The organism is Rhodococcus sp. NPDC003322 (assembly GCF_053589555.1).
Genome location: NZ_JBSFSC010000004.1, coordinates 505,860 through 526,525 on the forward strand (window position 1 = coordinate 505,860; position 20,666 = coordinate 526,525).

The following is a 20,666-nucleotide window of genomic DNA, read 5'->3' on the forward strand; positions in this document are numbered from 1 at the left end:
GGGGAGCGCCGGTGGCCGAGCTGGAGCGGCACGACTACGACGTGGTGGTCATCGGGGCGGGTGGCGCCGGACTGCGGGCGGTGATCGAGGCCCGCCAGCGGGGTCTGCGCGTCGCAGTGGTGTGCAAGTCGCTGTTCGGGAAGGCACACACCGTGATGGCCGAGGGTGGCTGTGCGGCCGCGATGGGCAATGCCAATCCAAAGGACTCGTGGCAGGTGCATTTCCAGGACACCATGCGTGGCGGCAAGTTCCTCAACAACTGGCGAATGGCCGAACTGCATGCCCGGGAGGCGCCGGACCGGGTGTGGGAACTCGAGACCTACGGCGCCCTGTTCGACCGCACCCCCGACGGCCGGATCAGCCAGCGCAACTTCGGTGGCCACACCTATCCGCGGCTCGCGCACGTCGGCGACCGCACCGGCCTCGAGATCATCCGCACCATGCAGCAGAAGATCGTCTCGCTGCAGCAGGAGGATTTCGCGGCCACCGGTGACCACGAGGCCCGGATCAAGGTGTTCGCGGAATGCACGATCACCGAACTGCTTCGCAGCGACGGCGCCGACGACGGCGGGGCGATCGCCGGGGCGTTCGGGTACTGGCGGGAGTCGGGGCGTTTCGTGCTGTTCACCGCGCCTGCGGTCGTGCTGGCGACCGGCGGAATCGGCAAGTCCTACAAGGTCACCTCGAACTCGTGGGAGTACACCGGTGACGGGCACGCGCTCGCGCTGCGGGCCGGCGCCAAGCTGATCAACATGGAGTTCATCCAGTTCCACCCGACCGGCATGGTGTGGCCGCCGAGCGTGAAGGGGATCCTCGTCACCGAGGGGGTGCGCGGCGACGGCGGCGTGCTGAAGAACTCCGACGGCGAACGGTTCATGTTCGACTACATCCCCCCGGTGTTCAAGGGCCAGTACGCCGAGACGGAGGACGAGGCCGACCAGTGGCTCAAGGACAACGACAGCGCCCGGCGCACCCCGGACCTGCTGCCCCGTGACGAGGTCGCCCGGGCGATCAACTCGGAGGTCAAGAACGGCCGCGGCACCGAACACGGCGGGGTCTTCCTCGACATCGCCTCCCGGATGCCCGCCGACGAGATCGTGCGGCGGCTGCCGTCGATGCACCACCAGTTCCTCGAACTGGCCGACGTCGACATCACCAAGGAACAGATGGAGGTCGGGCCGACCTGCCATTACGTGATGGGTGGCATCGAGGTGGACCCGGACACCGGATCGTCCGGTGTGCCCGGACTGTTCGCGGCGGGTGAGTGCTCCGGCGGGATGCACGGTTCCAACCGGCTCGGCGGCAACTCGCTGTCGGACCTGCTGGTGTTCGGCCGGCGCGCCGGCCTCGGGGCCGCCACCTACGTCGAATCCCTCACCCGCAGACCGCAGGTGGAGCAGTCCGCCGTCGACGCTGCCGCCGCGATGGCCCTCGCCCCGTTCGACCCGCCGCCGGACGGGGCGGTCGCCGAGAACCCGTACACCCTGCACCTGGAGTTGCAGCAGATGATGCACGACCTGGTCGGCATCATCCGCACCGACGCCGAGATCCGTTCCGCGCTGGACAAACTGGAACAGATCCGGCAACGCATCGAGTCGGTCGGCGTCGAGGGTCACCGGCAGTTCAACCCCGGCTGGCACCTGGCGATCGACCTGCGCAACATGGTGCTCGTCAGCGAGTGCGTCGCCAAGGCGGCGCTGCTACGCACCGAGAGCCGCGGCGGGCACACCCGCGACGACCACCCCGGCATGGACGCGTCGTGGCGCAACACGCTGCTGGTCTGCAGCCTCGTCGGCGGTGCGGACGCCGGCGGCCGCGTCGTCCCCGACGTCACCGTCGCGCCCGAGCCGCAGGAGCCGATGCGCTCGGATCTGTTCGCGCTGTTCGACTTCGGTGAGGTGGCCAAGTACTACACGGACGCCGAACTGGCCGAGCATCCCGGGAAGGGGGAGGAGCGATGAGCTACCAGGCGGCGTTCCGGGTGTGGCGGGGCGACATCGGCGGCGGCGATCTGCGCGACTACACCGTCGAGGTGAACGAGGGCGAGGTGGTCCTCGACATCATCCACCGTCTGCAGGCCACCCAGGCCCCGGACCTGGCCGTGCGGTGGAACTGCAAGGCGGGCAAGTGCGGATCGTGCTCGGCGGAGGTCAACGGCCGGCCCCGGCTGATGTGCATGACCCGGATGTCGACGTTTGCGCAGGACGAGGTCGTCACCGTCACCCCGATGCGCGCCTTCCCGGTGATCCGCGACCTGGTGACCGACGTGTCGTTCAACTACGCGAAGGCCAGGGAGATCCAGTCCTTCACGCCGCCTTCGGATCTGGCGCCCGGCGAGTACCGGATGACGCAGGTGGACGTGCAGCGCTCGCAGGAGTTCCGGAAGTGCATCGAGTGCTTCCTGTGTCAGAACACGTGCCATGTCGTCCGCGACCACGAGGACAACAAGGCCGCCTTCGCGGGGCCGCGGTTCCTGATGCGGATCGCGGAACTCGAGATGCACCCCCTCGATGTCGCCGACCGCCGCGACGTCGCCCAGACCGAGCACGGCCTCGGGCTGTGCAACATCACCAAGTGCTGCACCGAGGTGTGCCCCGAGGGCATCCGCATCACCGACAACGCGCTGATCCCGATGAAGGAACGCGTCGTCGACCGCCGCTACGACCCCGTGGTATGGCTCGGCAACAAGCTGTTTCGGCGGAAGTGACGCCCTACGTGGCGGGTACGGACTGCGCCACCACCTCGTACAGTTCGGGACGGCGATCGCCGAAGACATGGTTGACGCCGGAGATCTGTCGCTCACGCGCCGCTGTCAGCGACAGCGGAGCGAGCGCGAGCCCGGTGTCGTCGGGCGTGCCGCGCACCCATCCGGCGGTGTCGATGACGGCCGAGCCGCCGGTGAACTCCTGGCCGCGCTCGTGCCCGGAGCGGTCCGCGCACGCGACATGGACGTGGTTGGCGCGAGCGGCTGCGCGCGCCAGCATGACCTGCGGGGGTTCGTCGCCGTACGGGCGGGTCTCGAGCGCCCAGTTCGTCGGCACGGCAATCAGGTCGGCGCCCCGCATCGCCAGACTGCGTGCCATCTCGGGGAACTCCAGGTCGTAACAGATCAGGACGCCGACCCGGCCGAAGTCGGTTTCGAGGACCGGAGGCGCCTCGGTGCCCGCGGTGAAGAAGCGCTTCTCCCGGTTCCAGAGGTGCGTCTTGCGGTAGACCGCTCGGATACCCGTGGCGTCGACCATGGCGGCACTGATGTGGAGGTCGGGACCCGACCGCTCGGCGAAACCGCCCACGACCAGACCCGGAGAACCGGCGAGCGCCCTCGCCCATCGGGCGAAGACCGGATGCTCGGGTGTGATGGCGCAGGATCCGGCTTCGTCCACGGTGTCGAACATGTAGCCGCTCAGGCACAACTCGGGCAGGACGACGACGTCGGCGCCCCGTTCGCGGGCGGATTCGATGGCGCCGACGGTGATGTCCACGTTGGCCTCGAAGTCGAGGATCCGGGGGGCCGTCTGCATCACGGCCACCTGTGTCCGTTCGGTCATGCCTCACGCCCCAGTGGGAAGCGCTCGCCGTTCCGCAGTGCGAGGAGGTCCTCGAGTTCCTGTGCGGCTTCCTTCAGTTCGACCACCGCCTGATCGATCTTCGGCTCGAGGCGGAACGTCGGCCCGGAGACCCCGAGAGCGGCGATGAGCACCCCCCGGTAGTCGCGCACCGGTACGCCGACGGCCGCCAGTCCGACCTCGAACTCGTCAACGACGATGGAGTGCCCGCTGTCTCGGACCCGGGAGACGGCGTCCACGAGGTCCTCGACGGACCGCACTCCGCCCTCACGTGCACTGTGCAGCTGCTGCCCGGCGTACATCTCGCGGATCTCGGCGGAGGTTCGGTCGGTGAGGAGTACACGGCCGACCGACGTCGAGTGCAGCGACCAGTGCGCCGGCATCGCCTGGACCGAGTGGTTGGCCGTCCGCTCGGCCACGGTCAGCGCGTCGTAGCCGGAGCGGACGGAGAGGTACACCGACTCGTCCAGGCGGGTGAGCAGGCCGTCGAGTACCCCGCCCGCGCACTCCAGCAGGCGCTGGTCGCCGCTGACCTGGGCCATGTTGAAGATTCGCCACCCCAGCCGGAATGCGCGTGTCTTGGGGTCCCGGTCGACCATGCCGTACTCGGTGAGCACCTTGAGGCTGCGAGAGATCTGACTCTTGTCCATGTCGAGGATCTCGGCGAGTTGGGTGACGCCGAGTCCGCCGCTCTCGCGGGCGCGGCGGGTCTGGAGGGTCATCAGGACCTCCAGGCCGCGGCGAATGCTGGTGTCGCGTGTGGGGGGCATGACTGAAGCTTCCGTCATGAAATGCATCTGGCACAACAGCAATTGGCGTATTCGCAACATGCGAAACGAACTTGTAACGAGCGTGTCACCGATTGAGCATATCGTCGCAGACATACTTCTCGTGTTCATACGGCAACTGTGATTGCGATACTGACAACAGAGAAGAGTGGTCATGCGGGGCAAAACCTGGCGAGTGCTGACTGCGGCCAGCGCATGTGTGGTACTCGGGGCCGCACTGTCGGGGTGTGGTGGGGAATCCGGTGATTCCGACACCGTCACCCTGAAGTTCCTCAACTACGGCGACTGGGTCGGCGCGACCGAGATCGCGGACTTCGAGAGTGCCAACCCCGGCATCAAGATCGAGCAGTACGCCCTGCCCGACGGCGGCTCGTCGGCCCTGGCAGCCCAATTGGCCAAGGACAAGGGCGTTTACGACCTGGTCGCGGTCGGCAACGCCACCGCGGCCCGACTCGACGCAGGCAATCTGCTGGCAGATTTCGACCCGGCCACGGTTCCGAACCTGGAGAACATGCCGCCGCAGTACGTCGACGAGTTTCCCTGGGGAATCCCCACCGACCTCGGCAAGGTCGGGATCATCTACGACAAGGAGAAGGTCCCCAACCCTCCGACGTCGTGGAAGGAGCTGTTCGACAACGCCGCGCAGTGGACGGGCAAGATCGTGCTACCGGACTACGACCTCGACGTGCAGGCGATCGCGCTGCTCTCGCTCGGCTACGACATCAACACCACCGACAGCGGCGAACTCGAGCAGGCCGAGGCGAAGATCAAGGAGATCAAGCCGCACCTGCTCGCGTTCCAGCGCACCGGCCAGGCGAAGTCGGTCGTGGACGGTTCCGCGCTCATCGCGGTCGGCTACGACTACGCGTTCGCGGGCGCCGACGATCCCAAGCTCGGCTGGGTCTCGCCGAAGGAGGGCACGCCGGGCTACATCGAGGGCGTCGCGCTTCTTCCCGGGAGCACGCACACCGCGGAGGCCCTGAAGTTCCTCGACTTCCGCCTCGAGCCCCAGACCTACGGCGGCTTCATCAACAACACCGGCGCCTCCTACCTGATGCCGTCGGCCGAGCAGTACATCGAACCGAAGATCCTGGAAAACCCGGCGCTCCAGCAGAACACGGCATCGCCGTTCATGGCTGAGAAGTTCCTGTCGGCAGAGGACACCGAGGCGCGGGCCAAGATGTGGAACCGGATCAAGGCGTCCTGATGACCCAGGCACCACCCATGGCTCCGCCGGACACCGCGGTGCTCCGCGCAGAGGGGGCGGCGGCGACCCCGCCGCCGCCGAGTGACAGCGGCGCGCTGCGCCGCGGTCGGCACCTGTCCGGGATCCTGCTCGCGGCGCCGATGACGGTGTACGTGGCGGTCTTCTTCGTCGCCCCGCTCGTGCTCCTCGCGGTGTACAGCGTCATGAAATTCGATCTGCTCACCTTCCAGGTGAAGTCGGGCTTCACTCTGGAGAACTATCGCGAGATGTTCAGCGGTACCTACGTCGGCGCCGTGACGCGTTCGCTGGGAATGACGGTCCTCATGACCGCGGTGTGTGTCGTGCTCGGCTTCCCGGTCGCGCTCACCATCGCCCGCGCACGCGGCCGGCTCAAGGCACTCCTGCTGGTCGCGGTCATCGTGCCGTACTGGATCAGCTTCGTGGTGCGTACCTACGCCTGGCTCGAACTGCTCTCGCCGACCGGCGCCGTCTCGAAACTCGCCGCGCTCCTCGGAATCGTCCCGGAGGGAACCCAGCTCGGCTACTCGACGTTCGCGATCGGAGTCGGCATGGTCGCCGGCTACCTGCCGCTGATGATCCTGCCGATGTTCATGGCACTGGACCGGATCGACCCGGCACTGCAGGAAGCGGCCGCCGACATGGGGCTGAGCAGGCGCCGGGCCTTCTGGAAGGTCACCGTGAAACTGGCCATGCCCGGCAGCATCGCAGGCGTGCTCCTGGTCGGGATCCCGGCGACCGGTGAGTACACCATTCCGGCCATCCTCGGTGGTTCGAAGACGCTCATGGTCGGCAACGTCCAGGCCGAGCAGTTCCTCTCGACCGGCAACTACCCGTTCGGTGCCGCCATCGCGACGACGCTGATGGCCATCATGCTCGTCGTGCTCTTCGCCTCACGCAAACGCCTGGATCGATTGGGGGACATCACATGAAGCGCCGGATCAGTCCCGCCGCGATCGTGACCTGCCTTGTCTTCGCGTTCCTCTACCTGCCCATCGGCATGGTGATCGTCAACGCGTTCAACGCCAACGAGAACCTCGTCGGCTGGGGCGGTGCGACGTTCGAGTGGATCGCGGAAGCGTTCGCCGACGAGCGGGTGCGCCAGGACTTCCTGACCAGCTGCGTGATCGCCCTGCTCTCCACCGTGGTCGCGGTCGCCCTGTCGCTGGCCGCGGTGATGGCGGTCTCCCGTCTGCCGAAGAAGGCCGGTGCGGCACTGCAGACCCTCACCTACGCCAGGTTGATGATCCCGGAGGTCGTGATCGCCGCGGGCATCCTGGTGGTGATCCAGCGTCTCGGGCTGACCACCGGAACGTGGTCGGTCGTGGCCGGGCACATCGTGTTCTGTTCCGCCTACGCCACATTGGTGCTCCAGTCGCGCTTCGCGACCCTGACGGGTACGTACGACGAGGCCGCCGCCGACCTGGGCGCCTCGCCTCGCCGGGTGTTCCTGAAGGTGCTGTGGCCGATGATGATGCCCGCCGTCGTCATCTCCGCGCTGCTCTCCTTCACGTTCTCCTTCGACGACGTCGTCAGCACGGTCTTCCTGGCCGGGCCGGACACCGAGACCCTGCCGGTGCTGATCCTCAGCCTCGCGCGTCACGGCACGTCGCCGGAGGTCAACGCGATCGCCGTTGCCTTCATGTTCGTCTCGCTCGTCCTGATGTGCCTGGTCGCGTTGGCCTCCCTCTGGCCCTCCAAGCAGACACGTCGCGCCACCTCGGAAGAAGAAGTTGCATGACAACCACCGCCGACCCGGGTTACAGCCCCGCCTCGCTCAGGCTCGAGAACCTCGCGTGCTCCTTCGGTGACCACCATGTCGTGAAGGGCATCAACCTCGAGATCAAAGGGGGCGAGTTCTTCTCGCTCCTCGGTCCCAGCGGCTGCGGCAAGACCACGACGCTGCGCATGATCGCCGGTCTCGAGCAGTCCAACGCCGGTCGTATCCTCGTGGACGACAAGGAGATCCAGAACGTGCCGCCGCACAAGCGGCCGGTGCACACCGTCTTCCAGAACTACGCCTTGTTCCCGCACCTGACAGTCTTCGACAACGTCGCGTTCGGGCTCCGCGAGCGCAAGGAGAACAAGCAGGTCATCGAGGAGAAGGTCCGGAAGTTCCTCGACCTGGTCGAGTTGGGCGGCAAGGAGGATCATCGCCCGCGTCAGCTCAGTGGCGGCATGCAGCAGCGAGTCGCGCTGGCGCGTTCGCTGGTGCTCGGCCCCCGGGTCCTGCTGCTGGACGAGCCGCTCGGTGCACTGGACCTGCGGATGCGCCGCCAGATGCAGGTGCTGCTCAAGGCCGTGCAGCACGAGCTGGGCATCACCTTCGTCTACGTCACCCACGACCAGGAGGAGGCGTTCGCGATGTCCGACCGGGTCGGTCTCATGCAGAACGGCGACCTGGTTCAGGTTGCCTCACCCGCAGCGGTCTACCACGAGCCCGCGACCCGCTTCGCCGCCGGATTCGTCGGCGCCTCCAACAGTCTGGACGCTGTCGTCACCGGCTCGGGGCAGGGCTGGTACGACGTGGTGATTCCCGGCGTGGGCGAGGGTCGTGTCGAGGGAACCGGGGAGGTTCCGGCCGACAAGAATGTCACCCTGATCCTGCGGCCGGAGGTCGTCGGCCTCCAGTCTGTCGAGGACACCGACGTCCCGTCGACCGAGGGTCACGACTTCCGTGTCGAGGGCATCGCGAAGGACATCGCGTTCCTGGGTGCGCGCACCTCGGTGCGCGTCGAGCTGGCCGGCGGCCGGGTGATCACCGCCGACCTCGCCAGCCGCACCGTGCCCGCCGACGTCACCGTCGGTGCGCCGTGCCGGGTTTCGTGGCGCAGCGCCGACATGTGGACGGTGACCCGATGACCTACTCCATCGTCGCCCGGTGCGAGCGCACCGGTCAGTTCGGGGTCGCGACCGCCACGTCCGACGTCGCAGTCGGGGCCCGGGTGCCGTGGCTGCGCACCGGAGTCGGCGCGGTCGTCACCCAGCATCGCACCGATCCGCGGCTCGGTCCCCGCATGCTCGACCTGATGGCCCGCGGGGCCACCGCGGCCGAGGCCGTCGACGGTGTGCGCCATTCCAGCGTGCACGCCGACTGGCGTCAGCTCGCAGCAATCGGCCTCACCGGTCCCGGAATCGCTTGGACCGGTGCGCATGTCGATCGGATCGGCGTGTCCGTCGCCACTGCCGCCGACCATGTCGTCGTGGGCAACATCCTGGTCGGCGACGTCGTCGGCAAGGCCGCGAGCGCGGCCTTCGACGCCGATGCCGGCCTGGAACTGGGGGAGCGGCTGGTCCGCGCTGTCGAGGCGGGCCTCGCGGCAGGCGGCGAGCCGGACCCGCTCCGATCGGCCTGCCTGCGCGTGCACGGCAGCGAACAGTTCCCCCTCGTCGACCTGCGCGTCGACGAGCATCCGGAGCCCCTGCGCGAGCTGCGCCGGTTGTGGGAGCTGTACGGTCCGGCCGCAGGCGAATACGTCAGCCGGGCAATCGATCCCGATTCCGCGCGTGGTGTGGCCCCGGGTGCGGAGGAAGCCGATGTCTGAGCCGACACCCGCCTCCGTCGCCGAGCTCGCCGCGCTGCTCGAACCGCGGCTGCCGAGCATTCTCGACCTGGCCGTGGGGATCACCGCGGTCGAGAGCGGATCCCTGATGCCCGCGGGTGTCGACCGGGTCGGCGACCTGGTCGCCGAGCGGCTCGAGGCGCTGGGCTTCACCACGCGCAGGCACGAGATCGCGCCGGGCCGGGGCCGGGCGTTCGAGGCCACCCTCGAGACCGGAGAACCCGGACTGCATCTGCTCGTACTCGGTCACGCCGACACGGTGTGGCCGGAGGGGTCGACGGACGACTGGCCGGTCGTGACCGATGAGCCCATCATGTCCGGACCGGGTCTCGGCGACATGAAATGCGCTCTCTCGATGGCCGTCCACGCGATCGAGGCGGCACTCGAGACCTCGGTGCCGGGCGTCGCGTCGATCACCTACGCGCTGGTGTCGGACGAGGAACTGGGCAGTGTGGACAGCCGCGACTGGCTGGCGGACCTGGGCCGGCGCACGGACGTGTGCCTGGCCCTGGAAGCCGGTCTGGCCGACGGGGGCGTGATCGTCTCCCGCGGCGCGGTCGGGGCCATGATCGTCACCGCCCACGGCCGCACGGCGCACTGCACCGACGACACGGGCGCGAGTGCACTGCATGCGCTGGCCCCACTCGTCGAGGAACTGGAGTCGCTCACGAATCGGGCGCAGCGCACGCTGTGCAGCGTCGGAATTCTGCGCGGGGGCACCGCGCGTCAGGTCGTCCCCGACCGCGCCGAGCTCCACGTCGACCTGCGTGCCCCCGACGATGCGACGGGCGCGGCGCTGGTCGACGAGATCCGCCGTCGCGCTCAGGCGCGTGCGGGTGACGGCGTCACCGTCGAGATCTCCGGCGGCATCACCAGACCCGCACTGCCGCGCTCGGTCACCGGCCCCGTCTACGCGCTCGCCGAGGACCTGGCCTCCGCGGGAGGGCTGGCGATTCGCCGGATCGACGAGATGGGCGGATCGGACGCCAGTCTCGTCGGGCAGTTCGCGCCGCTCGCGCTCGACGGACTGGGGCCGATCGCCTTCGACCAGTGCAGCCGCGCCGAGACGGTGGCGCGCGACTCCGTCGTCCCACGCACGGCGCTGCTGGCCGCCCTCATCGGCCATGCCGGACAGCTCGCCGCACACGTGCCGAACCAGGAGGACCTCCGATGAGCCTCGACGCACCGACTCAGATTTTCAGTGTTGCAAATATGACGATTGAGGTTGCGGATAGCGCAAATGGTGTGAACAGTGACGTTCTGGACTTCGTCGTCGGGCTCACGTGGCAGCAGGTGCCGACCGAGGTGCGCCGCCGCCTGGGCATGCTCACCCTCGACGCCTCGGTCGCTGCCCGCGCCGGCACCCGGCTGAGTGCGGCGCGCATCATCACCGACTACGTCACGACCGCGATGGGTGGCAACGAGGCCACCTGTGTGCTCGATGGGCGGCGCGTCTCGGCGCCCGGCGCGGCGCTCGCGAACGGCACCGTGATGAACGCCGTCGACTACGACGACGGGCACTCCCTCGCCAAGGGACACCCGGGGGCGGTGGTCATCCCGGCCGCGCTCGCGGTCGCCGAGGCGACCGGGGCAAGTCACGAGGAGTTCCTCCTCGCCACACTGATCGGATACGAGGTGGGCATCCGTGCTGCAATGGCGCAGCACGACCGCTGGCCGCTGTTCCACAGCAGCGGAACCTGGGGTGCCATCGGCGCCGCCGCCGCGAGCGCCCGGTTGCTCAAGCTGTCGCCCGAGCAGGTCGACGCCGCGATCGGCTTGGCGGAGTACCACGCCCCCGTCGACCTGATCATGCGGGCGGTCGCCGAGCCCACCATGGCCAAGGACGCGATGGGCTGGGGCGCGCACGTCGGTGTCACCAGCGCCCAACTCGCCGCGGCGGGCTTCACTGCCCATCGTTCCGAGTTCGTCGCCGACCGCCTCGGTCACGGCGGCGCGGATCTGGGTTGCGAGTGGCAGGTGATGCGCACCTACGTCAAGCCGTTCCCGTGCTGTCGCTGGGTACATCCGGCGCTGACCGGCGCCGAGCTGGCTCTGCGCGTGGTCGGCCGCGAGCGGCTCGATCCCGCCGAGGTGACGGGCGTGCGGGTGCGCACCTTCCAGGCCGCGGCCGACCTGGCCCGGATGGTGCCGTCCACCAGTGAGGAGGCCCAGTTCAACCTGATCTGGCCGCTCGCCGCGTACCTGAGCACCGGCGGTTTCGGTCTGGAGTCGATCACGGGCCGTCTCGGGGATCCCGAGATCGCGCGGATGGCCGGTTTGATCGAGGTCGTCGTCGACCCCGACCTCGAGGCCGGGTTCCCCGCGGTCCGCCGCAGCGGGATCACGGTGACGCTCGCCGACGGCCGCACGGTCGACAGCGGGCTGTGCTCCGCCGCCGGGAACGAGGACGACCCGCACTGGGAGGACGTGGTGCGGGGCAAGTTCGCCTCCGTCTCCGACGAGCGCTGGGCTGCCTTCGGCGCCGAACCCCTGACCGCCGCGACCCGAGACCTTACGGCCGTCGACCCACTGGCCCCGCTGACCCATCCGCTGCCGCACCCGAGCGTCGAGGAGGGTCGCCAGGACACCTGATCCCGTTCCGCCTCAACGTATTCCATGCGGATGCCGTCTCGCACCCAAGAACGTCTCGCACCCAAAACCACCGAAGGAGAAACCATGACCTCCCCCGAGCAGACCAAGCGCCTCGCCGCCATCGACGCCCTCGCCCAGGGCTTCCGCGACCGCGCCCGCCACTACGACGAGGAGGCGATCTTCCCGACCGAGAACTTCGCCGAGCTGCAGGAGGCGGACCTCCTCGCGCTGACCCTCCCCGAGAAGTGGGGCGGTGCCGGCCTGTGGAGCGAGGGCGGCTTCGCCGAGTACTACGCGCTCATCGAGCACCTCGCCGCCGTCGATGCCCCGACCGCGCAGCTGTTCCAGGTCCACTCGCACGCCATCGGCATGATGTCCTACGCCGCCACCGACGCGCAGATGGAGAAGTACGTCGTGCCGATCGCCAAGGCCGGCGAACTGGTCGCCTCGGTCGGCAGCGAGTCGGTGCCGGGCAAGAACAACCTCGGCACCTCCAGCAGCCAGCTGGTCCGCAACGAGCAGGGCCAATGGGTTCTCAACTGCACCAAGCACTTCGCCTCTCTCGGCCCCGGTGCCTCGCACTACCTCATCTGGCTGGCACTGCCGGGAACGGAGAACTACGACCACCGCACCGTCGCCGTGCTGGTGCCGCGCGACGTCCCCGAGGTCGAGTTGATCGACAACTGGGACGTGCTCGGCATGCGTTCCACCGTCAGCTGGGCCGTGAAGGTCACCGACTACGTGCTGCCCGACGACGCGATCTTCGGTGAGCCGGGCTGGTGGGAGACCGGCGACACCCGCACGTTCACGCTCGCCTTCGCGGCCAACCACCTCGGTGCCGCCCGGGGCGCCCTCGACTTCTCGGTCGAGTGGGTGCGCGAGCGTCCGCAGCTGGCGGGCAGCGAACTGATCCAGTTCCAGCTGGGCGAACTGGCCGCCAAGCTCTCGACCGCCCGTGCGGGGCTGTTCCACGCCGCCGCGGCATGGGATGCGGGCCAGCGGTCGGAGGGCGAGTTCCGCGGAGTCCACGCGCTGACCGTCGCCAAGCAGGTCTCCCTCGAGGTCACCCAGCGCTGCCTCGACATCTGCGGATCGCGCTCGATGTTCAAGACCTACCCGCTCGAGCGTTTCTACCGCGACACCCGCGCGTTCTCGCTGCACTACCGGGTGGACAACTACACACGCAATCTCGGTGCCTCGCTGCTCGCGCAGGGGTTCTCGGTCAACGGCAACGGCGGCCTGACCCCCGTCCAGGCCTGATTCCCGACGCGCCAGTCCCTGCGCCCCACCACCACTTCGCATCATCACCACCACTTCGCATTATCACCACCACGGGAGCACCCATGCACTCGCCGACGACCGGCACCGACCCGACAACCCTCAAAGCCGCCTTTGCCGGTTTCCCCTCCGGAGTGACGGCGGTGTGCGCCGAGGTTGACGGCGAACCGGTCGGCATGGCCGCGAGTTCGTTCACCGCGGTGTCGCTCGACCCGCCGTTGGTGTCGGTCTGCGTGATGTCCGGATCACGCACATGGCGGCGACTGCAGGACGCGCCGCGCCTGGGCATCAGTGTGCTGGCAGCGGGCCAGGGCACGGTGTGCCGGGCGCTGGGGTCCGGGGCGGCGGATCGGTTCCTGGGCGTCGACACCGTCGTCACGCCCGACGGCGCCGTCCTCGTCCGGGGAGCGGGTGTGTGGCTGGAATGCGAGGTCGAGAACGTCGTGCCCGGAGGCGATCACGTCATCGTCCTGTTCCGCGTGCTCGGGCTCGACGTGAACACGGACCGGGAGCCGCTGGTGTACCTCGCCGGCAGCGTCCGCGACCTCGCACCCCGGACCCCGGTCGGCGTCGACCGACACGGGTCCGCATCACCCGAAGGAGTCCTGTCATGACCGGTCGTCGCGTGATCGTGGTCGGGGGCGGCCTGATCGGCCTCTCGATCGCCCGCGCCCTCACCGAACGGGGCATCGGTGACGTCCTGGTGCTCGAACGCCACAGCCTCGCAAGCGGCGGAACCGGCAAGTCGAGCGGGATCGTGCGTTCCCACTACGGTGTTCCGTCGATCGCCGCGATGGCGTGGCGCAGCCTGCCCACCATCGAGCGCCTCGGCGACGAGGTGGGCTTCCGGCAGGTCGGGTACATGGTCGCCGTGGGATCGGAGAACGAGGAGGCGTTGCGGGCGAACACCGAGATGCACCAGTCACTCGGCATCGAAGCGGAGATGATCGACCACGACCGGGCTGGTGCCCTGTGGCCCCATCTCAACCTCGAGGACATCGCGGCCTTCTCCTACGAGGCTCGTGGTGGCTACGCCGACGCGTCACAGCTCGCTCTGCACTTCGGGGCGGTGGCACGGGCGGCAGGCGCCAGGGTCCGGCAGAACACCGCCGTCGCGCGGGTGCTGACCACGGGTGGCCGTGCCACCGGCGTTGAGTTGGCCGGCGGCGAGATCCTCGAGGCCGACACCGTCGTCGTCGCCTCCGGGTGGTGGTCGGGCAAGCTGATGGCGGATCTCGGCATCGATCTGCCGATCGAGTCGCTGCGTTCGGAACTGCTCATGGTCGACGCAGGCGAGCCCCTGCGTGACCTGCCCGCGCTGTCGGATCTGGTGAGCCTGCAGTACGTGCGGATCGAAGGGTCGGGCGAGCTGCTGGTCGGCAACAGCGACCACAGCACGCCCAAGTTCGCCGACCCGGACTCGTACTCGAATCAGGCCGGTGAGGCGGGCCTCGAGCGGGCGGCGGTCAAGGTGCTGCACCGCTTCGACGGGTTCCCGAACCCGTCGGTGTCACACACCTACGCCGGCTGTTACGACATCACCCCGGACTGGAATCCCGTCATCGGGCCGGTCGCGATCGACGGCCTGTTCCTCGCTGCCGGGTTCAGTGGTCACGGGTTCAAGATCAGCCCCGCCGTGGGTGATCTGATGGCCGACCTGATCGTCGACGGCGACAGCCGGGACCCGGACGTCCCGGCGGCGGACTTCCGGCTCGAACGGTTCGCCGAGGGGAAGCTGCTGTCCAGCCTCCACTCGTACGTCGGGGCAGGAGAGATGCGGTGAGCGACGGGGCAAAGGCAGTCGCGGGCGACACCGTCGCGGGACTACTGGCGGAGATCGAGGACATCGGACGGGACCCGCAGCGTGGCGGATACTCCCGGCCGGTGCACTCGTCCGCCGAACACGAACTGCGGGAGTGGTTCGTCGCGCACGCGCAGAAGCGTGGCCTGGAGGTGGAGGTCGATCGCAACGGCGCGATCTGGGCCTGGCACGCACCCGACGGGTCCCGCGACGACGCGGTCGTGACCGGCAGTCACCTGGACTCGGTACCCGGTGGCGGCGCGTTCGACGGACCTCTCGGGGTCGCGTCGGCGCTGGTGGCGTTCGACGTGCTCCGTGACCGCGGCGCGCTCGGCCGCCGGCCGCTCGCTCTCGCGGTGTTCCCCGAGGAGGAGGGGTCGCGGTTCGGGGTGGCCTGCCTGGGATCCCGGCTGATGACGGGTGCCATCGATCCCGATCGGGCCCGGGCGCTGACCGACGTCGACGGGAACACCTTCGCGGAGGTCGTCGCCCGCGGCGGACTCGATCCGGCCCGCCTCGGTCCCGACCCGGAGGCGCTGGCGCGGATGTCTGTGTTTGTGGAACTGCACGTGGAGCAGGGCCGCGGACTGATCGACCTGGACCGGCCGATCGCGGTGGCGTCGTCCATCCTCGGTCACGGCCGGTGGCGGGTGAGCATCACCGGCGAGGGCAACCACGCCGGGACCACGTTGATGGTCGATCGGAGCGATCCGATGGTCGCGGCCGGTCGGCTGGTGTCCCGGATCCGGGACCTCGCCCGCGCGCAGTCCGCAGCCCAGGCCACGGTCGGTCGGCTGGTCCCCACGCCGGGCGGGACCAACGTCATCGCCTCCCGGGTGGACCTGTGGGTCGACGTGCGTCATCCCGAGGACACGGTCACGACCGTCCTGGTGGAGCAGATCCGTCAGGCGGCGACCCTGCTCGCCGCGGAGGAGGGCTGCGCCGCGGTGATGACCGAGGAATCGTTCAGTCCCACCGTCGATTTCGACCCCGCACTGCGGGACACCCTGGCAGGCGCGTTGTCCGACGCGCCGGTGCTCGGCACCGGTGCCGGTCACGACGCGGGTGTGCTCAAGGACCACGTCCCCACCGCGATGCTCTTCGTCCGCAATCCCACGGGCATCTCGCACTCGCCGAGCGAACACGTCGAGGTCGACGACGCCGAAGCCGGAGGGGTCGCGCTCGCGGATGCCCTTGGCCTCCTGCTGCGCTGAGACCGCGGGTCTGCCGAAAACCGGCGCCCCGCACCCGCGGCGCCAGTACTGTGACCGCAGTCACATCAGGTGGGAGGGTGTCGTGAAGGTGAAGTCGCTGGTTGCCGGGATCGTCAGTGCGGGTTTTCTCGGGGCGTGCGTGTGGGGAGCCGCCGCGTTGGTCTCGGCGGGCGTCGACTTCCCGGACAACGCGGTGTTCCAGTCGCCCGCATCGCATTCGGCGGTGGTGGCCGACCCGGGTCACTGAACTGGTGGCTCGGGCGGCCCCGTCGCCGAGGTCTCGGACCGCGGAGCTCGAGTGTTCGCGCTCAGTCGATCGTGAACAGCGGCCCGGTGATGGTCAGTCCGAGATCGCCGGTGTGCGCGAAGAACGCGAACAGCATCAGTGCCGCGCCGGCCAACGCCACGTCCTTGTTGAACTGGACCATCTCCGTCTGCCGCGCCGCCGGATCGGATTCGGTCCAGAACGCGTGCATGAGTGGCGCGGTCGGCGCCAGGAAGGCGACGAGCAGCAGCGACCCGAGGTCGGCCCAGACCCCGAGGAGCACACTCAGCGCGCCGACGACCAGAACCACACCCGACACCAGGACCGCGACCCGGGGGACCGGCACGCCCCTGGCCCCGGCGTACTGGGCCATCGCCTCGGACTGGGTCAGGTGACCTGCGCCCGACGTCAGGAACAACACGCAGAAGAGAATCCGACCGATCAGAACGACGATGTCCATCGTCCACCTCCTGTGTTCAGTGCTTGCGGACGACGCGTTCGGGTTCGCCCGGCCTCCAGATCGTGATGTCGAGATGGCCGTCGACGAGCTGGACGGCCGACGCACCGGTGATGTCCGCGGCGTAGAACGGGCGGAACTCCCTGCCCCGCAGGTCGAATCCGGTCTCCTCGAACAGTGCCGTCGCGAACCGTTGGTGCAGCCGCGGATCCCGCACGTCGTGGACGGTGCCCCACAGTTTCGCGTCACCGTCGCCGACCATCGAATCGACGGTCGCGGTGTGCAGGCAGAAGCGGGGATCGCGGCCCAGATCCCGGAACTTCGTGGTGTCCGGCATACCGGCGATCCACAGTTCGCCCTCGAACACCCGGGGTTCGATCGGGCTGATGCGGGGGAACCCGTCGGAGCGCAGCGTCGCCAGCATGCACAGGTTGCCGGTGGCGCGGTGGCGGCGGCGGAACACCGCCGACACGAGCGGTGCGGCCGCGGTGAACTCCTGCCAGGTGGTCATCATGGCCTGCAGCCGGGGTCGAGTGGAACGGCCGGTGAGAGACCGTGCAGGTAGGTGTTCATCGCGTGCGCACACCCGACACTCCACCGGGCGTAGCTCAGTGAGTTGAGCGCGTATCCGGTGGTGACGTGCTGATAGTCGCCTTCGGTGTCGACCGGGATCCATGGTGCCAGGTCGACGATGTTGTAGATCCGCCACGACACCTCGCTGAGCGAGGCATAGCGGGCGGCGAAGGCGGCGTCGCCGACCTTGGGGGAGGCGAAGGTCCACGCCTGTGGCCGCAACGTCGTGTTCGCCCACAGGTCCACCACGAGCATCGTCGTCAGCGCACCGCCGAGACTGTGCCCGGTGACCGCGAGGGGAACCTCGGGGTCGACGGCCACGCTCAGCCCGGCGATCCCCGGCATGGTTCCCGGCTGGCCGGGCGCCGCCGTCGTCATCGTCGAGTAGATGTCGTGGAAACCCTCGGCGACGGTGCCCCCGTTCGCCACCGAGGTGAACGGCACCCGGTCCCAGTGCAGGTCGTCGAACCACTCGGTGGGGGTGACGGTGCCGCGGATTGCGATCACCTGCATCGCGGGCGTACCCCCGATCGCGAGGTAGCCGTAGAACTCCGGTATCGCCGGGCCCACCAGGAAATCACTCATCTGAATGGTGCGCACCAGCGAAAATCCGGCGGGCAGTGGGACGGTCGCGGGCCTCGGGTCGTGCGGGTGGGCGCGGAACTGGGCGTAGGTGGCTTCCACGAAGGGGCCGAGCACCACTGCGGTGGTCGGGTCGAGAGGATCGAGTGTCATGGTCGGCTCCTCGTCGCGGTGGTCGGCGGCACGAGATGCACCGGGCCACCCGGTCGGGTCATGCCGGAGCGAACAGGGTCCGCACGAACGTGTTCGCCTCGCTTTCGGACGCCAGCATCGTCTGCAGGTGATCCTTGGGATAGACCTTGAAGGTGAACCGCTGGCCGTTCACCGCCAGGTCGGCGGCCAGCTTGAACGTCAACGGCGCGGGGACGATCGTGTCGAAGAGGCCCTGCCCCAGGAAGAGCGGCCGATCGTAGCCGCGCAGCGGAATCGCCAGCATCTCGCGGAGCGCGGCCAGGATGGGCGCGTCCAGTTGTCGCGAGAACAGTGCGCCGATCGACGTGGTGCCGATCGCGGTGGCCGCCTCCTCGTAGCAGAGCTGTTCCGCCTGCGCGAGAACCTCTCTGCCGCGCGCACTCAGGTACGAGTCGACGTCCACGTCCGGGCGCGTCGCGCGCAGTCCCGCCAGGACGTACGAGATGAACACCGTGGTTCCGGTCAGCGGCAGCGGCGGGAACAGCGGGCCGCCCAGCGGTGCGAGGTTCTCGATGTTCGACGGCACACCCAGTGCGACCGTGCCGCGGTAGTCGAGTTCCGGTGCGTAGGAGGTCGCGATCGTGGCCGCCACCATCGCCGCCTGCCCGCCCTGGGACTGGCCCAACGTCACCCACCGGTCCGACAGGCTCGGCTCCACGGCACGGGCGGCGCGGACCATGTCGACGACGGCGTGCGCCTCCGACGCCCCGTCCAGGTAGGGGTGCACGCCCTCGGTGCCGAGGCCGACGTAGTCGGTCGCGACGATCGCGTAGCCCTGCGCGAGCCATCGGCCCAGGTAGGGGCCTCCGATCTTGCCGGTGACGGTGGGTGCGCAGCCGTCCGCGATGCCGACGGCGCCGTGTGCCCACGAGAGCACCGGCCATCCTCCCGGCGGGGGAGTTCCCGGCGGAAGGAACACCGCGCCGGTGCTGGTCGCGGGCCGATTCTGTGCGCCGAGGGTGCCGTAGGTCAGTGCAGAACCGGAGACCGCGCCGGGGATCCACTGCTCCGCGGGCAGTGCGTGGACCGCGGTCACCTCACCCGGGGCGACCGTCGTCGTGGCCGCCGCGGGCGAGGTCGCCAGCACCAGTGCGGCGAGGGTTGCCGTCGCGAGTCGCGTGAGCACGGTTCTCAGTGGACCACGGGGGGAGTCGCGCGACGAATCATGTTGGTTTCGTCTTGGATTCGTCTTGATATCGGCCCGATGTAGGTGGGGTGAGCGCTCAGCGTGGGCCGATCGGTGCATCCGTGTACGACTCGAGGAGCCGGAGGTTGGTCTCGGCGTACGTCTGAGCTGCGCCGGGCGACAGCAGCGTCGACGGCGTGCTGACGATGTCACATCCCGGTGCGGTGGGAGCGCCGGTGAACCGGTCGCGCAGCCAGTTCAGCGTGTCCGAGGCGCCGGTGATGAGCACCGTCGCGTGCAGTCCGGTCTCGTGCCGCCGGTAGGTGACCGGGGTGCCGCCCCGGCAGTACTGGTCGACGAGGTGATCCACCGTGCCGATCGGGACGATCTCGTCGGTTACGGCGCTATAGACGTACACCGGCGCCGTGGGAGCGGCCGAGCCCAGCTTGATCTCCTGCACGGCGGCCGTGATCGCAGGCAGTTCCATCAGCTGCGCGTACGGGACCGTGAGGTAGGGGCTGTTGTCCCGGAGGATGTTCGAGGCGACGGTAGCGATCACGCACTGGTCACCCATCTCGTCCAGGGCGGCCCGACCCTCCGGGGTGAGGTGCGCGTCGATCTCGCGCGCGGCCTCCGGGAAGATCTGCCGGGTGCCTGCGATTCCGATCAACTGCAGACCCGCCCAGAACGTCCCGCTGAGGTGGTTCATGGCGACGGGGTCCGGGACCGGTGAGCCGAGCGCGGCGCCGCGGATGTTCAGCTCCGGCGCATACGACGGCTGCAGCTGCGCTGCCCAGCCGGTGGCGAGTCCGCCACCGGAGTAGCCCCACAGTCCCACCGGTGTGCCCGACGCGGAAAGTTCGAGCGGCGCGAACTGCTCGGCGGCCCGGACACCGTCCAGGACCGCGTAACCGGGCTCGCGCGGTGCGCCGATGCGTGCCGCGGGACCCTCGTGATCGGGAACCGACACCGCCCAGCCCTGTTGCAGGGCATAGGTGATGAAGGTCATCTCGCCCTGGGTGAAGAAGCCTCCGGGGCCGGAGCCGGCCTGCATCGTGACCGAGGGTCCGCACGCGGGATCGACGCTGTCGTGCGCGACCTGGTAGGAGAGCAGCGGCCGCCCGCCCGGAGCGGGCGCGCCCGCGGGCCGGATCACGGTGGTGACCGTCGCGGTGGGCTCACCGGCGAGATCGGTTGTCCGGTAGAGGAGTTGCCATGCCTCCGCGTTGAACGGCAGGACGGAGTAGGACGCGAGCTCCACGGGCCGCTCCCTCAGGATCGAGCCGGGTGTCGCGGATTCGAATCCGTCCGGGGGAGTGTAGAACGCGTCGATGGCAGGCTGGGCCTGTGCGGATGCCGTGGGGCCCGCGGCAGCGCCGGTGCCGAGAAGGGTCGTCGCGACGAGGGTGGCGAGGACTCCCGACAGGCGCATGAGCGGCAGCGT

At 69.1% G+C, this 20,666-nt stretch carries 21 protein-coding genes; 14 read left to right on the forward strand and 7 right to left on the reverse strand.

Annotated features, from left to right (window positions below):
* Nucleotides 1-11 precede the first annotated feature (11 nt).
* Together ACWDUM_RS18655 and ACWDUM_RS18660 are read left to right on the forward strand one after the other, a co-directional pair.
* Nucleotides 12-1,961 carry a fumarate reductase/succinate dehydrogenase flavoprotein subunit gene (locus tag ACWDUM_RS18655; RefSeq protein WP_450135068.1) on the forward strand — a complete coding sequence of 650 codons (1,950 nt, stop codon included), beginning with the start codon at nucleotides 12-14 and terminating at the stop codon, nucleotides 1,959-1,961.
* Nucleotides 1,958-2,707, forward strand: coding sequence for a succinate dehydrogenase/fumarate reductase iron-sulfur subunit (locus ACWDUM_RS18660; RefSeq protein WP_450135069.1), 750 nt, complete (start codon nucleotides 1,958-1,960; stop codon nucleotides 2,705-2,707). The genes ACWDUM_RS18655 and ACWDUM_RS18660 overlap by 4 nt, the downstream gene beginning before the upstream one ends.
* 4 nt (nucleotides 2,708-2,711) lie before the next feature.
* Here ACWDUM_RS18660 and ACWDUM_RS18665 read toward each other — a convergent pair whose 3' ends face one another.
* Both ACWDUM_RS18665 and ACWDUM_RS18670 read right to left on the reverse strand, forming a co-directional pair.
* Entirely contained in the window at nucleotides 2,712-3,548 is an 837-nt protein-coding gene (locus ACWDUM_RS18665; protein ID WP_450135070.1) for a nitrilase-related carbon-nitrogen hydrolase, read from the reverse strand.
* The gene (locus tag ACWDUM_RS18670; RefSeq protein WP_450135071.1) at nucleotides 3,545-4,336 is read right to left on the reverse strand and encodes an IclR family transcriptional regulator; all 792 of its coding nucleotides are present in this window, start codon (nucleotides 4,334-4,336) and stop codon (nucleotides 3,545-3,547) included. The genes ACWDUM_RS18665 and ACWDUM_RS18670 overlap by 4 nt, the downstream gene beginning before the upstream one ends.
* Before the next feature lie 172 nt (nucleotides 4,337-4,508).
* Here ACWDUM_RS18670 and ACWDUM_RS18675 point away from each other — a divergent pair, with 172 nt between their 5' ends.
* From ACWDUM_RS18675 to ACWDUM_RS18730, 12 genes are all read left to right on the forward strand, one after another.
* The gene (locus tag ACWDUM_RS18675) at nucleotides 4,509-5,561 is read left to right on the forward strand and encodes a polyamine ABC transporter substrate-binding protein (protein WP_450135072.1); all 1,053 of its coding nucleotides are present in this window, start codon (nucleotides 4,509-4,511) and stop codon (nucleotides 5,559-5,561) included.
* The gene (locus tag ACWDUM_RS18680) at nucleotides 5,561-6,511 is read left to right on the forward strand and encodes an ABC transporter permease (protein WP_450135073.1); all 951 of its coding nucleotides are present in this window, start codon (nucleotides 5,561-5,563) and stop codon (nucleotides 6,509-6,511) included. The genes ACWDUM_RS18675 and ACWDUM_RS18680 overlap by 1 nt, the downstream gene beginning before the upstream one ends.
* Nucleotides 6,508-7,320 carry an ABC transporter permease gene (locus tag ACWDUM_RS18685; RefSeq protein WP_450135074.1) on the forward strand — a complete coding sequence of 271 codons (813 nt, stop codon included), beginning with the start codon at nucleotides 6,508-6,510 and terminating at the stop codon, nucleotides 7,318-7,320. The genes ACWDUM_RS18680 and ACWDUM_RS18685 overlap by 4 nt, the downstream gene beginning before the upstream one ends.
* Nucleotides 7,317-8,441 (forward strand): ABC transporter ATP-binding protein, encoded by a 1,125-nt coding sequence (locus ACWDUM_RS18690; protein ID WP_450135075.1) that lies wholly within the window; start codon nucleotides 7,317-7,319, stop codon nucleotides 8,439-8,441. Before ACWDUM_RS18685 ends, ACWDUM_RS18690 begins: the two co-directional genes overlap by 4 nt.
* Complete coding sequence (locus ACWDUM_RS18695; protein WP_450135076.1) at nucleotides 8,438-9,124, forward strand: DUF1028 domain-containing protein; 687 nt, start codon at nucleotides 8,438-8,440, stop codon at nucleotides 9,122-9,124. Before ACWDUM_RS18690 ends, ACWDUM_RS18695 begins: the two co-directional genes overlap by 4 nt.
* Nucleotides 9,117-10,316: a M20/M25/M40 family metallo-hydrolase gene (locus ACWDUM_RS18700; protein WP_450135077.1), complete on the forward strand. Its 1,200-nt coding sequence runs from the start codon at nucleotides 9,117-9,119 to the stop codon at nucleotides 10,314-10,316. The genes ACWDUM_RS18695 and ACWDUM_RS18700 overlap by 8 nt, the downstream gene beginning before the upstream one ends.
* A gap of 71 nt (nucleotides 10,317-10,387) precedes the next feature.
* Complete coding sequence (locus ACWDUM_RS18705; RefSeq protein ID WP_450135078.1) at nucleotides 10,388-11,734, forward strand: MmgE/PrpD family protein; 1,347 nt, start codon at nucleotides 10,388-10,390, stop codon at nucleotides 11,732-11,734.
* An 84-nt stretch (nucleotides 11,735-11,818) separates the two neighbouring features.
* Nucleotides 11,819-12,994, forward strand: coding sequence for an acyl-CoA dehydrogenase family protein (locus ACWDUM_RS18710; protein WP_450135079.1), 1,176 nt, complete (start codon nucleotides 11,819-11,821; stop codon nucleotides 12,992-12,994).
* Between the two features lie 83 nt (nucleotides 12,995-13,077).
* On the forward strand, nucleotides 13,078-13,626 hold the full coding sequence (locus ACWDUM_RS18715) for a flavin reductase family protein (protein ID WP_450135080.1): 549 nt from the start codon (nucleotides 13,078-13,080) through the stop codon (nucleotides 13,624-13,626).
* The gene (locus ACWDUM_RS18720) at nucleotides 13,623-14,795 is read left to right on the forward strand and encodes an NAD(P)/FAD-dependent oxidoreductase (RefSeq protein WP_450135081.1); all 1,173 of its coding nucleotides are present in this window, start codon (nucleotides 13,623-13,625) and stop codon (nucleotides 14,793-14,795) included. Before ACWDUM_RS18715 ends, ACWDUM_RS18720 begins: the two co-directional genes overlap by 4 nt.
* Entirely contained in the window at nucleotides 14,792-16,027 is a 1,236-nt protein-coding gene (locus tag ACWDUM_RS18725; protein ID WP_450135082.1) for an allantoate amidohydrolase, read from the forward strand. Before ACWDUM_RS18720 ends, ACWDUM_RS18725 begins: the two co-directional genes overlap by 4 nt.
* Nucleotides 16,028-16,109: 82 nt before the next feature.
* Nucleotides 16,110-16,274, forward strand: coding sequence for a hypothetical protein (locus ACWDUM_RS18730; protein WP_450114778.1), 165 nt, complete (start codon nucleotides 16,110-16,112; stop codon nucleotides 16,272-16,274).
* A 61-nt stretch (nucleotides 16,275-16,335) separates the two neighbouring features.
* Here the strand turns inward: ACWDUM_RS18730 and ACWDUM_RS18735 are convergent, their stop codons facing one another.
* The 5 genes from ACWDUM_RS18735 to ACWDUM_RS18755 all read right to left on the reverse strand — a co-directional run bounded on the left by ACWDUM_RS18735 (nucleotide 16,336) and on the right by ACWDUM_RS18755 (nucleotide 20,654).
* The gene (locus tag ACWDUM_RS18735) at nucleotides 16,336-16,752 is read right to left on the reverse strand and encodes a DoxX family protein (RefSeq protein ID WP_450135083.1); all 417 of its coding nucleotides are present in this window, start codon (nucleotides 16,750-16,752) and stop codon (nucleotides 16,336-16,338) included.
* Nucleotides 16,753-16,768: 16 nt separating this feature from the next.
* Nucleotides 16,769-17,260 (reverse strand): pyridoxamine 5'-phosphate oxidase family protein, encoded by a 492-nt coding sequence (locus tag ACWDUM_RS18740; protein WP_450135214.1) that lies wholly within the window; start codon nucleotides 17,258-17,260, stop codon nucleotides 16,769-16,771.
* Complete coding sequence (locus tag ACWDUM_RS18745) at nucleotides 17,260-18,057, reverse strand: lipase family protein (RefSeq protein WP_450135084.1); 798 nt, start codon at nucleotides 18,055-18,057, stop codon at nucleotides 17,260-17,262. The genes ACWDUM_RS18740 and ACWDUM_RS18745 overlap by 1 nt, the downstream gene beginning before the upstream one ends.
* 58 nt (nucleotides 18,058-18,115) lie before the next feature.
* Complete coding sequence (locus ACWDUM_RS18750; RefSeq protein WP_450135085.1) at nucleotides 18,116-19,222, reverse strand: lipase family protein; 1,107 nt, start codon at nucleotides 19,220-19,222, stop codon at nucleotides 18,116-18,118.
* Nucleotides 19,223-19,319: 97 nt separating this feature from the next.
* On the reverse strand, nucleotides 19,320-20,654 hold the full coding sequence (locus ACWDUM_RS18755; protein WP_450135086.1) for a lipase family protein: 1,335 nt from the start codon (nucleotides 20,652-20,654) through the stop codon (nucleotides 19,320-19,322).
* Nucleotides 20,655-20,666 lie beyond the last annotated feature (12 nt).